Origin of the sequence: Oleiagrimonas sp. MCCC 1A03011 (assembly GCF_003267965.1) — a bacterium.
Taxonomy (GTDB): Bacteria; Pseudomonadota; Gammaproteobacteria; order Xanthomonadales; family Rhodanobacteraceae; genus Oleiagrimonas; species Oleiagrimonas citrea.
This window is the reverse complement of record NZ_MSPY01000001.1, coordinates 683,275-696,901: the sequence shown is the minus strand read 5'-3', so window position 1 is coordinate 696,901 and position 13,627 is coordinate 683,275. Positions and strand designations below refer to the sequence as shown.

General features: G+C 63.0%; 11 protein-coding genes. 6 read left to right on the top strand and 5 right to left on the bottom strand.

All coding sequences use genetic code 11. The annotated features are described in order from the left end of the window. Positions 1-8: 8 nt before the first annotated feature. Both BTJ49_RS15390 and BTJ49_RS03165 read left to right on the top strand, forming a co-directional pair. Positions 9-500: a hypothetical protein gene (locus tag BTJ49_RS15390; protein ID WP_146742245.1), complete on the top strand. Its 492-nt coding sequence runs from the start codon at positions 9-11 to the stop codon at positions 498-500. 324 nt (positions 501-824) lie between these two features. After that, on the top strand, positions 825-1,871 hold the full coding sequence (locus BTJ49_RS03165) for a LacI family DNA-binding transcriptional regulator (RefSeq protein ID WP_113063875.1): 1,047 nt from the start codon (positions 825-827) through the stop codon (positions 1,869-1,871). 123 nt (positions 1,872-1,994) lie between these two features. On the opposite strand, the gene BTJ49_RS03160 is transcribed toward BTJ49_RS03165, so the two are convergent. The 4 genes from BTJ49_RS03160 to BTJ49_RS03145 all read right to left on the bottom strand — a co-directional run bounded on the left by BTJ49_RS03160 (position 1,995) and on the right by BTJ49_RS03145 (position 8,957). Further along, complete coding sequence (locus tag BTJ49_RS03160) at positions 1,995-3,665, bottom strand: alpha-amylase family glycosyl hydrolase (RefSeq protein ID WP_113063874.1); 1,671 nt, start codon at positions 3,663-3,665, stop codon at positions 1,995-1,997. 74 nt (positions 3,666-3,739) lie between these two features. Beyond that, on the bottom strand, positions 3,740-5,200 hold the full coding sequence (locus BTJ49_RS03155; RefSeq protein ID WP_113063873.1) for an MFS transporter: 1,461 nt from the start codon (positions 5,198-5,200) through the stop codon (positions 3,740-3,742). A gap of 3 nt (positions 5,201-5,203) precedes the next feature. After that, positions 5,204-7,396, bottom strand: a complete 2,193-nt coding sequence (locus tag BTJ49_RS03150; protein ID WP_113063872.1) for a Six-hairpin glycosidase-like protein — start codon at positions 7,394-7,396, stop codon at positions 5,204-5,206. A gap of 496 nt (positions 7,397-7,892) precedes the next feature. After that, on the bottom strand, positions 7,893-8,957 hold the full coding sequence (locus tag BTJ49_RS03145; RefSeq protein WP_113063871.1) for an endonuclease/exonuclease/phosphatase family protein: 1,065 nt from the start codon (positions 8,955-8,957) through the stop codon (positions 7,893-7,895). 422 nt (positions 8,958-9,379) lie between these two features. Here BTJ49_RS03145 and BTJ49_RS03140 point away from each other — a divergent pair, with 422 nt between their 5' ends. The 4 genes from BTJ49_RS03140 (at position 9,380) to BTJ49_RS03125 (ending at position 11,537) form a co-directional block, all read left to right on the top strand. Further along, positions 9,380-9,946 carry a cation diffusion facilitator family transporter gene (locus BTJ49_RS03140; RefSeq protein ID WP_240601704.1) on the top strand — a complete coding sequence of 189 codons (567 nt, stop codon included), beginning with the start codon at positions 9,380-9,382 and terminating at the stop codon, positions 9,944-9,946. Positions 9,947-10,111: 165 nt separating this feature from the next. After that, positions 10,112-10,471, top strand: a complete 360-nt coding sequence (locus BTJ49_RS03135) for a hypothetical protein (RefSeq protein ID WP_113063870.1) — start codon at positions 10,112-10,114, stop codon at positions 10,469-10,471. 71 nt (positions 10,472-10,542) lie between these two features. Further along, positions 10,543-10,983, top strand: a complete 441-nt coding sequence (locus BTJ49_RS03130; RefSeq protein WP_113063869.1) for a hypothetical protein — start codon at positions 10,543-10,545, stop codon at positions 10,981-10,983. Positions 10,984-11,117: 134 nt separating this feature from the next. After that, the gene (locus tag BTJ49_RS03125; protein ID WP_113063868.1) at positions 11,118-11,537 is read left to right on the top strand and encodes a hypothetical protein; all 420 of its coding nucleotides are present in this window, start codon (positions 11,118-11,120) and stop codon (positions 11,535-11,537) included. A gap of 60 nt (positions 11,538-11,597) precedes the next feature. On the opposite strand, the gene BTJ49_RS03120 is transcribed toward BTJ49_RS03125, so the two are convergent. Further along, complete coding sequence (locus BTJ49_RS03120) at positions 11,598-13,604, bottom strand: alpha-glycosidase (RefSeq protein ID WP_113063867.1); 2,007 nt, start codon at positions 13,602-13,604, stop codon at positions 11,598-11,600. Between the last annotated feature and the right edge of the window lie 23 nt (positions 13,605-13,627).

The following is a 13,627-nucleotide window of genomic DNA, read 5'->3' as shown; positions in this document are numbered from 1 at the left end:
AGCTTGTCATGGCGGTAGCTCGGTTTTTTAGAGGGGTCTTTGAATTTCTTGTCTATTGCGGGTATGTCAATGAGTTTGCGCGTACGGGTTCCCATCGTAGGGCGCTAGTCAAGGTCCCGGTTTGGACTGCTGTTGCCTTTTTGGTCCCTATTTTATTTTCGGTTCTGGCCTTGGGTAAGGCTGTGGCGGAGATTGGAATGATGGCTTCCTTGTCAGGGGGGGCATTCCCTCGCTTTTTGGGGCTTTTGGTTTGCGTGCTTGCTTTTATTGTGGTGGCTGCATATGCGAGATCTGTGGCGGAGCAGTCTGTAAGTAAATACAAAGATAAAAAGCCCGTGAGCAGATCCTTTGTTGTTTCACTTCTGTTTTTCATTATGTTTCTTCCATTGATGCCTATGGTTGTTATTATGAACCATAGTTTTGTTGCTTCGTTTTTATTTATGTTAATTTATTATTGTGTTATATATGTCGCCTTGGTAAGAAGGAGGTTGGTGGTTTAATTTTTTGTGTTGTGGTGTGAACTTTATGATTTTTATGCGCTGACTAAAATCAACTTCCTTCCGGCAGCGGTTCTAGTCGGCACGGTAAATGCCCTGCGCTTCGATCGGGTATCGCGATTATTTCGTACAGACGTAGCTAAGTGGGATTGGTTCGTTGTGATCGTGAGCGAATGATTCTAGAAAGTGGGGGCAGGTGCGCTCGGTCCGCGAGTTTGTTGGGTACGTCTAGGGCTGTGGCAGGCGTGCGGGACACAGTACACTGTCTACTAGCCGTTCCCAGGGATTCGGGCGGCGGCTTGACCTACAGGCTGCACCGAGCGTCCCGTGACTACCGGCAAGAGCAAACCCACCTCCATTGATATCGCCTACCTGACCGGCTTTTCGCAGGCCACGGTGTCGCGCGCGCTGCGCAACAGTCCGCTGGTCAGCGAGGAGACGCGGCGCAAGGTGCAAGAGGTGGCGCGGCAGCTGAACTACAAGGTCGACAAGAACGCGTCGAACCTGCGCACGCAGCATTCGGGAACGCTGGCGTTGCTCTTCTTCGAGGACCCGACGGCCGACGATTCCCACATCAATCCGTTTTTCGTGTCGATGCTGGGGTCGATCACGCGGGCCTGCGCGCAGCGAGGCTACGATCTACTGATCTCTTTCCAGCAGGCCTCGGACGATTGGCATGCGGACTACGCCGATAGCAAGAAGGCCGACGGCATCATCCTGCTCGGGTATGGCGATTATGTGACCTACTGCGACAAGGCACGCAAGCTGGTCGAGCAGGGGACGCATTTCGTGCGCTGGGGTGCGGTGCTGCCGGATCAGCCGGATACCTCCATCGGTTGCGACAACTACAGCGGTGGCCGTGTCATCGCCGAGCATCTGCTGGAGCAGGGATGCAAGCGCATCGCTTTTCTGGGCGAGGCCACCAGGCACTACCCCGAGTTCTTCGAGCGCCATCATGGTTATGCCGAAGCGCTGGAGGATGCTGGCCTGGAGGTCGACCCGGAACTTCAGGTCGACGCGGAGAGTACGCAGGGCTCCGGGCATGCCGCGATGGTGGAGCTGCTTGAGCGCAACGTGCAGTTCGATGCCGTGTTCGCCGCTAGCGATCTGATTGCCATCGGTGCCATGCGGGCGCTGGATGAGCGCGGGCTGCGCGTGCCCGAGGATGTCGCGGTCGCCGGTTTCGATGATGTGCCGAGTGCCAGTTTCGCCCATCCGCCGCTGACCACGGTGCGTCAGGACACCAAGGAAGCCGGGAGCATCCTGGTCGACAACCTGCTGCATCTGATCCACGGAGATCCCGTGGAGACTTCGATTCTTCCGATCCGGCTGGTGGTGCGGAAATCCAGCGTGCGGGGCGACGCCACGCGTTAGTGCTTGCCGGCCAATATACGGGTGGCGCGCCGGCAGGTCGCAGGAAATTGCGAGGTTCGAACTGATACCGCGCGCGGTGCATCACGGCATCGCATCGTGCGGATGCCGTGATGTGGCCATACCTCAGTGCGTGTAGACGCCGGACGGATGTCCGCGCTCGTTCATTAGGTGCGTCAACGCGGCGACTAGATCGGGCTGCCGCGCCACGGCATTCAGGAGATAGACGCGCACACCGTGCGCAGGCACGGTCGCATGCAGCACACCGTGGGCTGGCACGGCGACATCGTTACCGCCCATTGCGGCTTTCCAGTCGCCGGCCTGCAGGTACTGCGTGACATTGAAGTCGGCGGCTTCATCGGCCTTGTTCAGCAGCACCAGTGCGATCTGGTGCGTGCCGTTGTGTTGCAGCACGCGGTAGAAGGCGGCTTGGTCGCCCTTCATGTGCTCGACCAGCATCAGGCCGCGTTGCAGCGCAGGGGTGTGTTCGCGCAGCTGTGCGATGCGTTTCAGGTGCTGGTAGATCGGCGACTTCGATGCGGCGTCGATGCGCTTCTGGCCGAAATAGTTGCGGTTGCCCTGATGTTCGCCCTTGCCGCGTTCGAAGCCGATTTCCGAGCCGTAGTAGATCGCCGGAATGCCGCGCGCGGTGAACAGGAAGTTGTTCGCGTCGATGAAGCCGTTGTCGCTGGCATCCAGGCGCTTCATGTCGTGGTTGTCGTAGAAGGTGACCAGACGGTACGGGTTGGCGTACGGGCCGTTGGTCAGGTACAGCGCGGCCTGCAGCGTGCCGAAGTCGCTGTGCGGGTGCTCGAAGACTTTGCGCATCGCGTCCTTCAGCGGGAAATCGAGCAGGCTCATGCTGCCGCCGCTCTTCCAGGTGTACTTGCCGAGGTTGTCGACGTTGGAGTCGAACGCTTCGCCGAACATGAAGAAGCCCGGATGCTTGGCATGAATGGCTGCGGCGAATTTGGCCCAGAAGCGCGTGGACATGTGGTTCATGGTGTCGATGCGGAAGGCGTCCGCGCCTTCGCCGATCCACTTCAGGTACGCGCCGACGAAGTACTTCAGCACCGCCGGATTCTGGTCGTTGTTGTTGGACAGCTGCGCCAGGTCGGGCCAGGCGTTGTAGAAGCGCTGCAGCGGATGCTTGACCGGGTCCAGCTTCCAGGGCGGCAGGTTGTCCTCGTCGGCGATGAGTTTGCCGTTGGCGTCGAAGATCTGGCCGAACTGCGGTTGCTTGACCGGCATGCTGAAGGCGGGCGAGCCGTGGTTGAGCACGATGTCCTGCACCACTTTCAGGCCGGCGGCGTGCATGCCGTGGGTGAACTGCGCGTAGTCGAGGTGCTTGCTGGGCAGGTGTTCGTCCACGCGGTAGAAGTTGATGCCCCAGTAGCCGTGGTAGCCGCTCTTGCCGTGGTCGGTGAGTGTGCTGCCCCACTTCACCGGATCGCCGCCGGTGAAGGCCTGGTCCGGATTGTCGACGATCGGCGTGATCCACACCGCGCCGAAGCCCATGCCGCGAATGTAGCCGGCGTTTTCCAGCACGCCCTTGAAGTCGCCGCCGAGGTAGCCGATGTTCGCGGTCTGCCCGTTCGGGCCGTGCACCGGGATGTCGAAGGTCGGGTGTGCGCCGCCCTGGTGGCGATGATCGTTGGACGGGTCGCCGTTGACGAAGCGGTCGGTGACCACGAAATAGATCGCATGGGACGCGAAGGGAGTCGTGGTGCCGACGAAATCGGCCGGTTCGTGCGGCGTCGCGGCGATCGTACCGTTGTTTGCGGAAAGGCCTAGCATCAGTGCGATAGCGCCAGCGGCAAAACGGTGTCTGTGGGACATACTAGCTACCTTTTGCAAAAAGACGGTTCGGATCAGGTCGGTTCGCTCACGCGCAGCGTCAGCAGGCCGGCCAGGATCAGGCTCGCGCCGCCGAGCATCAGCGCGTAGATCGGCTGGCCGTGGAAGAACACGCGCAGCAGGATGCCCAGCACGCTGGCGGCCAGCAGCTGCGGGATGACGATGAAGAAATTGAAGATGCCCATGTACACGCCCATTTTCTCGGTCGGCAGGTTGTCCGACAGCAGGGCGTAGGGCAGGGACAGGATCGAGGCCCAGGCGAAGCCGACGCCGACCATGGACAGCAGCAGCCAGTCCGGGTCGCGTATGAACAGGAACGAGATCAGGCCCAGTCCACCGAGGACAAGATTGATCAGGTGGCTCCAGCGCAGGCCGATCGCGCGCGCCATCAGCGGAATCAGCGCGGCGGCCACGGCGGCGAATCCGTTGTAGGCGCCGAACAGCACACCGACCCAGTTCGCGCCTTCGTTGTACAGCGCCGACTGCGTGTCGGTGGTGCCGTACTGCACCGCGGTCACTGCCGAGGTGGTGTAGATCCACATGGCGAACAGCGCGAACCAGGAGAAGAACTGCACCCAGGCCAGCTTGCGCATCGGTCCGGGCATGCCGTAGAGGTCACCCATGACCTGGCGCACCATGCCGTGGCTACGCGTACGACTGAGCCACACGAACAGGGCGCCGAAGACGATCAGCATGCCGGCAAGAAGATACAGTTCCTTTTCCAGCTGCCCGTAATAGATCACGGCGGGCGTGATCAGCCCCACGACCAGAAACGCCAGCCCGATCGTCCACGCACGGGAGGCGTCCACGGGAGCCGGCGTACGCACGGCTTCACTGAAATCCTGCAACTGCGCGGGCGGGTATTCGCGTGTGGTCAGCACGGTCCACAGGATCGCGCCGAGCAGCACCGCGCCGCCGACGTAGAAGGCGATGTGTACGGTCGTCGGGATCTGCCCGGCCGGGGCCGTGTTGGCGACACCGAAATGCGCCAGGACCCAGGGCAGCAGCGAAGCCACCACGGCACCGATGCCGATGAACACGCTCTGCATCGAATAGCCGAGCGGTCGCTGACGGGTCGGAAGCTGGTCGCCGACGAAGGCGCGAAACGGCTCCATCGACACGTTGAACGAGGCGTCCATGATCCACAGCAATCCTGCCGCGACCCACAGCGCGGGGGCGTTGGGCATGGCGATCAGCGCCAGCGTGGCCAGCACCGCACCAGCCAGGAAGTACGGACGACGGCGGCCCAGGCGGTTCCAGGTGCGGTCGGAGAAGTGGCCGATGATCGGCTGCACGATCAGGCCGGTCAGCGGTGCGGCGATCCACAGCGCGGGAATGCTGTTCACGTCCGCGCCGAGAGTCTGGAAGATGCGGCTGACGTTGGCGTTTTGCAGCGCGAACCCGAACTGGATGCCCAGAAATCCGAAACACATGTTGAAGATCTGCCAGAACGACAGCTCGGGTTTGCGCGTCATGCTCTAGTTCCCCTGTTTCGGCAGTGGTGCGATGTGCAGATCGCCGACGTCCGCCTCGTTGAGCGGACCGGAGGCGCCGCCCTGGCCGCCGGTGAAATGCACAAAGTGCTGCAGGTTGCTCATGTTGAAGCCCTGCTCCAGCGCGAAGCTGCACGACTGCCCGGCCACGGCATGGAACTGCACCATGGTCGAGTTCTGCTCGGCGATGCTGTGCGGCAGCACGATCGGCCGGACCTGCGGCGCGAGCTTGCCGCAGAAGATTTTCAGCCGCTTCACGCCGGCGGTGACGCCCGTGTTGATCGGGCCGTGATCGTTGTTGTAGCGCAGCCAGGCGGTGAACGTGCCGCTGCGCGGCGCCTTCCAGCTGCGCGGCCAGCCGCCGTCCACGGTGGCGATGTCGCCCTTGCAGACTTCGGGGCTGTGCAGGGATTCCAGGCCGTCCTTGCCGCGGACGGTGACGCTGAAGCACTGCAGGCCGTCGGCTTTGGCGAGATCCGCACGGCCATCGATCGCGCCATGGCGATGGCCGTTGATGTACAGCACGCCCGGCGCGGCGGCGGTTACACGCCACTTGGTCCCGTCGGCGACGACCTTCGGCGCATCCGGCGTTGCGGGCAGGTAGAACGGCGCGTTCATGCGCAGGGGCGGGGCCTTGACGATCTTCGCCACCAGCTGCACGATCGTGTCGTCGCCCTTGTGCTGCACGGTGCCGGCGACCAGCAGGTTGCCGTCGAGCTTCGCCGGGCGCTTCAGCGTGACCGTGCGATGGCCCAGGTGCAGCGAGATGCTCTTGCGATTGCCGAACAGCATCGGCACGAGCGACGTCGGCAGCTTCGGCTGCACGGCGTTGTCGTTTTCCAGTCCGAACACGCCATGCAGCACCATGTCGAGGTAGCCGGCGACCGACCATTCCTGGCGCGGCGAATCGACCACCGGCCCGCTGAGCTTGCCCTCGTCGACGTGGATTGACTGGGTGCGCAGCGAGTAGTTCTCCATGTTGGTCGCTTCCAGCGCCGCGCCGCGCATCTGCGTGCGCAGTTCGTGAGCGATGCGCGCCGGGTCGTTCACGCGGCGCGCTGCACGCAGCGTATATTCGCTGACGAACGGCCAGATCGCGCGATTGTGGTAGATCGGCTGGTTGCGGCGTTCGGGCCAGATCACCGGGCTGCCGGCGGGCCAGGTCGGGTAGTTCGCCAGCGCCTGGCGCGCGCGCTCGGGACCGGCGACGCCGCTGACGATGGCCAGATCGGTGCCCAGCAGGTCGTAGGCGTCGAACGGGGCCGGATGCACGCGACCGCCGATGTAGCTCATGTACAGGCCGCGGTCGGAGCGCCAGAAGTGCGCGTTGATCGCTTTCTTCAGCGCATCGGCCTGCGCGCGGTAACGTGCGGCGACCTTGGCGTCATGGCGCTTGGCCGCCATCTGCTGGCCCAGGCGCAGCGCCTCGTAGTGCAGGACATTGGTGGACAGCGCGAACGACTGCGCGATGAACACCACGTTGTTCTGCGTCCAGTCCGGATAGGTCTGTTCGCGCCAGTCGAGGAACGAGGTCTCGCCGCGGTACAACCCGGTGACCGGATCGTAGGCGTACAGGCGATCCTGGCTCATGGTGTGGTTCAGCGCGGTATAGACCTTGTTGGCAAACGCCTTGTCGCCGAGCAGGTGACGCGCGCCGAGGAACCACACCACGCGGTCGGTACTGATCGGCCAGCTGCCGCCCGAACCGGTGTCCTGCATGACGTACTGGCCCTGCGGTACATCCTTGCCCCGCGTCGGCGAGAGCTTGAACAGCAGCGAGTTGCGCGCGCGCCCGGGCACGAAGCGCCATAGGCCGAGGTCGATCGAGAACGACAGGTCGCGCGTCCACACGAACGGCCACTTCTTGCCGGCGATCAGGCAGTGGCAGGGAATCGGCTTGCCGTGGTCGAAAGCGCCATCGGTGATGTTCTCGACCGAGATCTTCTTCAGGTCCGATTGCGCCATCGCGAACAGACCGTCGAACAGCGGACTGGCAGTGTCGACCGTGAAGGCTTGCGGGTCGATGGTGCGCGTCGTGGTATCGGTCTTGAGCACGTAGCGACCGCCGGGTGCGGTCTGCATCGTGGCGTGCCGATTCATCCAGTCGACGCGGTGGTGCCAGACGGGCGCTGTCGCCTGTCCCGCGGCCATCGCCGCCGTCATCAGCACACTCAGCATGCCGCACCCCCGAACGACGCCGTACGCGCCGCATCACGCTTGCTCATGCGGGTCATGGCCGCGTCCTCCCACTACTTCAGCTACAGGAACGTCCGATTCTACGGCGGCCAGCCGGGACATGCGCGGCGCACGGTCGGATCTTGATGTGTCCTGCATGGTAGGCATGCGGATGTGGCGGGAGCCAGTGAATGCATACGTATTCATCGCCCCGCTGTTGGATTGCGGCACGTCACGATTCGGTCATTTCGGCCTCAGGAATCGGTGTGATCGCGGGCCGCAGGCCGGCCGATCACGCCGCGGCACAGACCGCAGAAACACGGCAAGGTGCAGGAGGGAGCAAGGCTTATGGAGACATGTCCAGCCCGTACGTTGGCAGGGTGGGTCTCTTTCGCTATCCCATTTGCCCGTGCTTTGTGCGCTCCGACGACCGATTCCACGAACGGAGCGGCATGCCACTCCGTCCTCTTCGTTGTGAAAACGAGCGGTTCGGCGGGCGTCAACGAACGGGCTGCATGGCCGCCAGGTATTCGTCCGAATAGTCGATCCGGAATTCCTGCCACATCACCAGATGGTCGGACATCTGGAAGGTTCGCCATTGGCGGAAGCTGAGCTTGCCGCGCTGGGTCTCGAATCGCGCAGCGTCCTCGGCTTCGCGGAACACGTACTGGTAGTAGTCGAACACGCCGGCGCGTTCGGTGGGTTGGAAACGGAACTTGTACGAACCGCTCGCGATCTGGTCGTAGTGCTTCTTCTTGTCGACGTTGCTGCCGGGTACCTGCTGCAACTCGGGCGACACCGAAAAACGGCCGCCTTCGGTCAACGCCTCCATGGTCTGGTCTTTGCGGTTGAAGATGTTGAAGTCGCCCAGCAGGACCAGGTTTTCACCGTTGATCTTCACCTTCTCGCCGCCGCGGTCGACGGTGTGCTTGCGTGTGCGTTTGCTCAGCAGCTTGACCAGCGAGCGAATCTCCTCGACCCGTTTCTTGTCGTTGGCACTCTTGGTGCCGTAGTAGATGTGCACCGTGCACAGCGAGAAACGCGCCCAGCCGCAGTGCCAGTTGGTGATGAACGGCGTGCGTGCGAATTGCAGCGTCTTGAGGTCGCCCGGAATGACCAACTGGCCGGCCAGACCACCGAACTGGACCTTGCGTGTGTCGTACAGGAACACCATGCGTTCGCCGTTGCCGCGGCGACCCTGGGTCACGTCGGTATAGATGCAGTCCCAATGCTTGCCGAGCGCGGCTCGCAGGCGGTCGAGCGCGTTCAAGTCCTCGCGCACTTCCTGCACCGCGACCAGATCGAACTGATCGATGATCTCGGCCATGTAGTAGATGGCTTCGTCGGTGCGTGCGCCGCCCTTGCCGGAGTCGAACTCGCGGATGTTCCAGGTGGCGATGAGCAGGTTTTCGCGCAGGTCGCGCTCGGGAATCGGCACCCCTGCATCCGGCACCTCTTCACTCGGTGTTGGAGGGCGGAACCCTTTACGCAGCCGTTGCAGTCCTTCGACGATGTGCTTGCGTTGACGCGCCGGGAGACGCTTGAGCGGGTAGTAGTACGGCATGATCGATCCAACTCCCTGTAACGATGCGGCGTCCCGGACCGAAGACGGTTGTGTTCTGGCCGTGGATACGTGCGACCTGCCTGGCGTCCACGCCGGATCGCTGCATGCCCCATGTCGTCCGACCGCGCATGGCAGGGCAGTCGGGCCCCTCAGGCAAGCCTTCGATCATCGTCGTAGGGAATCAATACGACGGAAGGCGTAGTCCCGCCTGTATTTGCAGGAAAGGCGAAGCGGGTCTCGGTTGAGGCCCGCGTTGGGGCCGAGTTGTTCATTTGTGCGATCGTACTTGCGAGACACCGGCCATCACCGTCATGCCAGGACGGCTTGCCGCGAAGACGTGCATCGGGGTTAGGGTAGGACGGCAGGCGCGCATGCTGCGCGTGGGGCTTCCGGAATCGAGCATGAACTCCATGGATCGCACATTGCGCAAGATCGTCGCACTGGTGGCTGTACTGAATCTGGCGTATTTCGGCGTCGAATTCGCGCTCGCGCTGTCCATCGGCTCCGTGTCGCTGTTTGCCGATTCCATCGATTTTCTGGAGGATACGGCGGTCAATCTCCTGATCGTCGTGGCGCTCGGGTGGAGTCTGAGGCGTCGTGCGCGGGTCGGAATGGGCATGGCTGCCCTGCTGCTCGTGCCCAGCGTGTCGACGCTTTGGATGGCCTGGCAGAAGTTGTCCGTTCCCGTGGCGCCCGACGCCACGCTGCTTTCATTGACGGGAACGGGAGCGCTTGCGGTCAATCTGTTCTGCGCCTACCTGCTGGCGCGTTACCGCCACGTCGGCGGTAGTCTCACGCGCGCTGCATGGTTGTCGGCGCGGAACGATGCGCTGGCCAATGTCGCGATCGTCCTGGCCGGGCTGGTCACTGCGGTGACGGTCTCGCCCTGGCCGGATCTGGTCGTTGGCCTGGGAATATTCCTGATCAATCTCGATGCCGCGCGCGAGATCTATGAGGCGGCCCGGAAGGAGCGGGTGGCCGCTTCCTGAGGCTGCGTCAGGTCAGCGCAGCGTTCGTCATGCCAGGGGTAATGCCTGTGGATCTGCGGCGATGCATCAGGCGCATCGCGGACAAGCGCTGCTACTTGGCGATCCGGCTCGGCGGAGGGTATGGTCGGGATGGAATTCCGGCTCGCTTCAGCGAGGGCGTGCGCCATGATGAAGAACCTGATTCCCAAGGTGTTCTACGACGATCTGCAGGATGGCCTGGATCTGTTCGTGGGTGGTCTCGGTTTCGAGGTGATGTATCGCGACGACACGCTGGCCGTGGTGGCACGGGACGGTGCCAAGGCATACCTGGTCGAGAATGCCGACTACGCGGCCATGGATCGGCCGGAGTTGGCGATCGAGACGGACGACATCGATGCGCTGCATGCGGAAATCTCCGCGCGCGGGCCGCAATGGCTGCATCCCAACGTGCCGAAGGTGATCATGCAGCCGTGGGGCGCGCGCGAATTCGCGGTGCTGGACAGCACCACGGTCTGCGTCGTGTTCCGGGAGTGGCCGGCGGATTAGACTGGCCGGATTCGTTCTGGCAGGACCGCAGACCTATTCACCAGAGCGCCGCATAACGTGGAGTACGGAACATGCTGATTCGGGGCCGCTGTCATTGCGGAAACATCGAATTCTCTCTGCGCTGGGAACCCGACCCATCACGGATTCCGGCGCGCGCCTGCGATTGCTCGTTCTGTACTCGGCACGGCGGCGTGTGGACGTCGCATCCCGATGCGTCGTTGCGCATCGCGCTGCACGACCCGGCGCGTGTTTCCCGCTATGCCTTCGGCACACGCACGGCGGATTTTCTCGTCTGCGCGCACTGCGGCGTGGTGCCGGTGGCGGTCAGCCGCATCGAAGGTCGCCGCTATGCCGTGGTCAACGTGAACACGTTCGTCGGGATCGAGCCTTCCCTGCTGCAGCGCGTGTCGTCGCATCTCGGCGAGGAAAGCCGGGATGCCCGCCTGGACCGACGCAGCAAGAACTGGATCGCGGACGTCGAGTACGTCGACGAAGGTGAGTGGGAGGCGTGAACGTTCTCACGTTCGGAACGGTACGCGTCGCGCGCCGGTTCGTTCGAATGGCCTAGGAGGAATGCACCGATGGATGGCGCGGTCCCGTCGGGCATACTTTCCACGGTGGTCATGCACGTTGGAGGGGAGAGCGTATGAGCAAGGCACCGAAGTGGTTCATTCCGGTGGCGGTGGTTGCGCTGCTGTGGAATCTGCTGGGTTGTGCGGCATACCTGATGGACGTCACCTTGACGCCGGAGGACGTGGCGAAGATGGCGGCGGCCGAGCAGGCGATGTATGCGGCTAGGCCGGCATGGGCCATCGCCGCGACGGCCACGGCAGTATGGTTCGGCGCGGCGGGTTCCCTCGGCCTGGTGCTGCGCCGGCGTTGGGCGATGCCCGTGCTGGTGTTGTCGCTGCTTGGCGTGATCGCGCAGGACATCGCGGTGTTCGGTCTGATGCGCGGCGTGACCATACCGGCTCCGGCGTATGTGCTGCAGGGACTGGTGCTGCTGGTCGCCATCGCGCTGGTGTGGATGGCGCGGACCGGCATCAAACGGAACTGGCTGCGTTAGGTTTTCCGCTTGCAAAAAGTCACACCGCCCATTGCGGGCGGCGTGACGGGTCGTGCGTGATTACTGCTCCAGAATCGCGCCGTAGTGGCCGTCGACGGTGACGGTCACGTTGCCGTTCTGCACCGTATACGTGCCGCCGTTGAGCACGTCGGTGACAGTGCTGCCGTCGGTCATGCTCAACTGGTAGGCCGGTACGGTCACGGTGTGGCTGCTGCTGTCGTTGTTCAGCACCACGGCGATGCGATGGCTGGCGTCGAAACGCCCGAACGCATAGATGTGGTTACTGTCGTCGGTCAGCAGGGTCATGAACGAGCCGGTGCGCAGCGCTGAATACTGCTTGCGGATGGCGATCAGCTTCTGGGTCAGGGCCACCGCGCTGTTGTTGGTGGTGCCCTGCGACCAGTCGAAGGTGCGGCGGTCGTCCGGGTCGTTGCCGCCCTGCATGCCGTACTCGTCGCCGTAGTAGATGGTCGGTGTGCCGACGTAGGTCATCTGGAAGATCAGGCCCAGATAGGTCTTCCAGATGTCGCCGCCGCAGCGCGTGGCGAAGCGCGAGGTGTCGTGCGTGCCCAGTTCGTTGGTCATCGTCTGCTGCACGTCGGTGGGCAGATCGGCACGGGTGCCGTGCAGCCAGCTGTCCAGGCCGCTCGGCGTCAGCGAATTGCTGCTGCCGCTCTCGTCGACGCCGCAGATCCATTCGGAGACGGGGTTGGTGAAGCCGTTGTAGTTCATGGCGCCGTCCCACTGGTCGCCGCTGCTGAGCCAGGAGGAGGCGTCGCCCCAGAATTCGCCGAGGATTTCGGCGTTCGGGTTCACCGACATCACCGCTGTGCGCATCTCGCGCATGATCTGGTGATTGACCGCATCGCTGCCGTTGTTGCCGTTGGCATCCAGATACTGCGCGGCATCCAGACGCCAGCCATCAATGCTGTACGGCGCTTTCAGGTAGGTCTGCATGACTGAGGTGCTGGAGCCGTAGATTGCATTGCGCACGGCCGAGCCGCTGGCGCCGTAGTTCAGCTTGGGCATCGAAGCAATGCCGAAGAAGCCCGAATAGGTGCCCGGCCACTGCTGGAAGGTGTAGTAGTCGTACCAGGTGCTCGACTGCGACTCGTAGGCGCCGTTGCTGCTCCACCAGTTGTAGCGGTCGAACCACTTATGGGTGTCGCCGGTGTGGTTGAACACGCCGTCGAGGATGACGTAGCCCTTCGGGCCGTTGCTGGTGCTGTGGACGTCGCCGATCAGGGTCTGCAGCAGGCTGTTGGTGCCGAACGCGGGGTCGACGGTGGTGTAGTCCTCGGTGTCGTACTTGTGGTTGGTAGGCGACTTGAAGATCGGGTTCAGGTAGACGATGTCCGCGCCCAGCGTGTTCTTGATGTAGCCCAGTTTGTCGATGACGCCTTGCAGGTCGCCGCCGAAGAACACCGCGCTGTTGCAGCCGCCGACGTTGGACGTGACGCTGCTGCCCCAGGCGTGCTTCTCCGTGGCGCAGCCGGCATAGGTGTACTGGCCGTTGGTGACGTCGTTGGAGGTGTCGCCGTTGTAGAAGCGGTCGGGGAAGATCTGGTACACGACGCCGTTCTTCATCCAGTCGGGCGTGGTGAAGCCGGGGATGATGAAGAAGTCGCCGGAGCTCGGCTCGCTGGAGCTGATGCCGGCGGCGTTGTACCAGGCCGTGGACGAGCCGTCGTTGATCTGGAAGCGGTAGTACTTCTCCGAGCTGCTCGCGGGAATGGTGCCCTGCCAGTAGTCGAAGCGGCCGGTCGGATCATTGGAGACCCAGTGCATGGCGACCCAGTGGAAGCTGGAATCGGCGCTGTCGTAGTACTTGATGTTGGCGCTGGTGATGTCGCTCTTGAAGGTGCGCAGGGTCAGCGTCACCGATTGGCTGGCCGTGGGTTCGGGGTGGTTGTCGTAGGTCGGTCCCTGATCGTGGAACAGGCCGTTCCACTCCACGTTGTTGTCGTTGCTGGCGGCATGCACCGGAGTGCTGACGCAGGCGCCGGTCAGGGTCAGGGCCATGCCGAGTGCGAGCGCATGCAGCGCCATGGGTTTGCGAAATTGCATTGGGTGTCCTCCTCCTCGTTGTG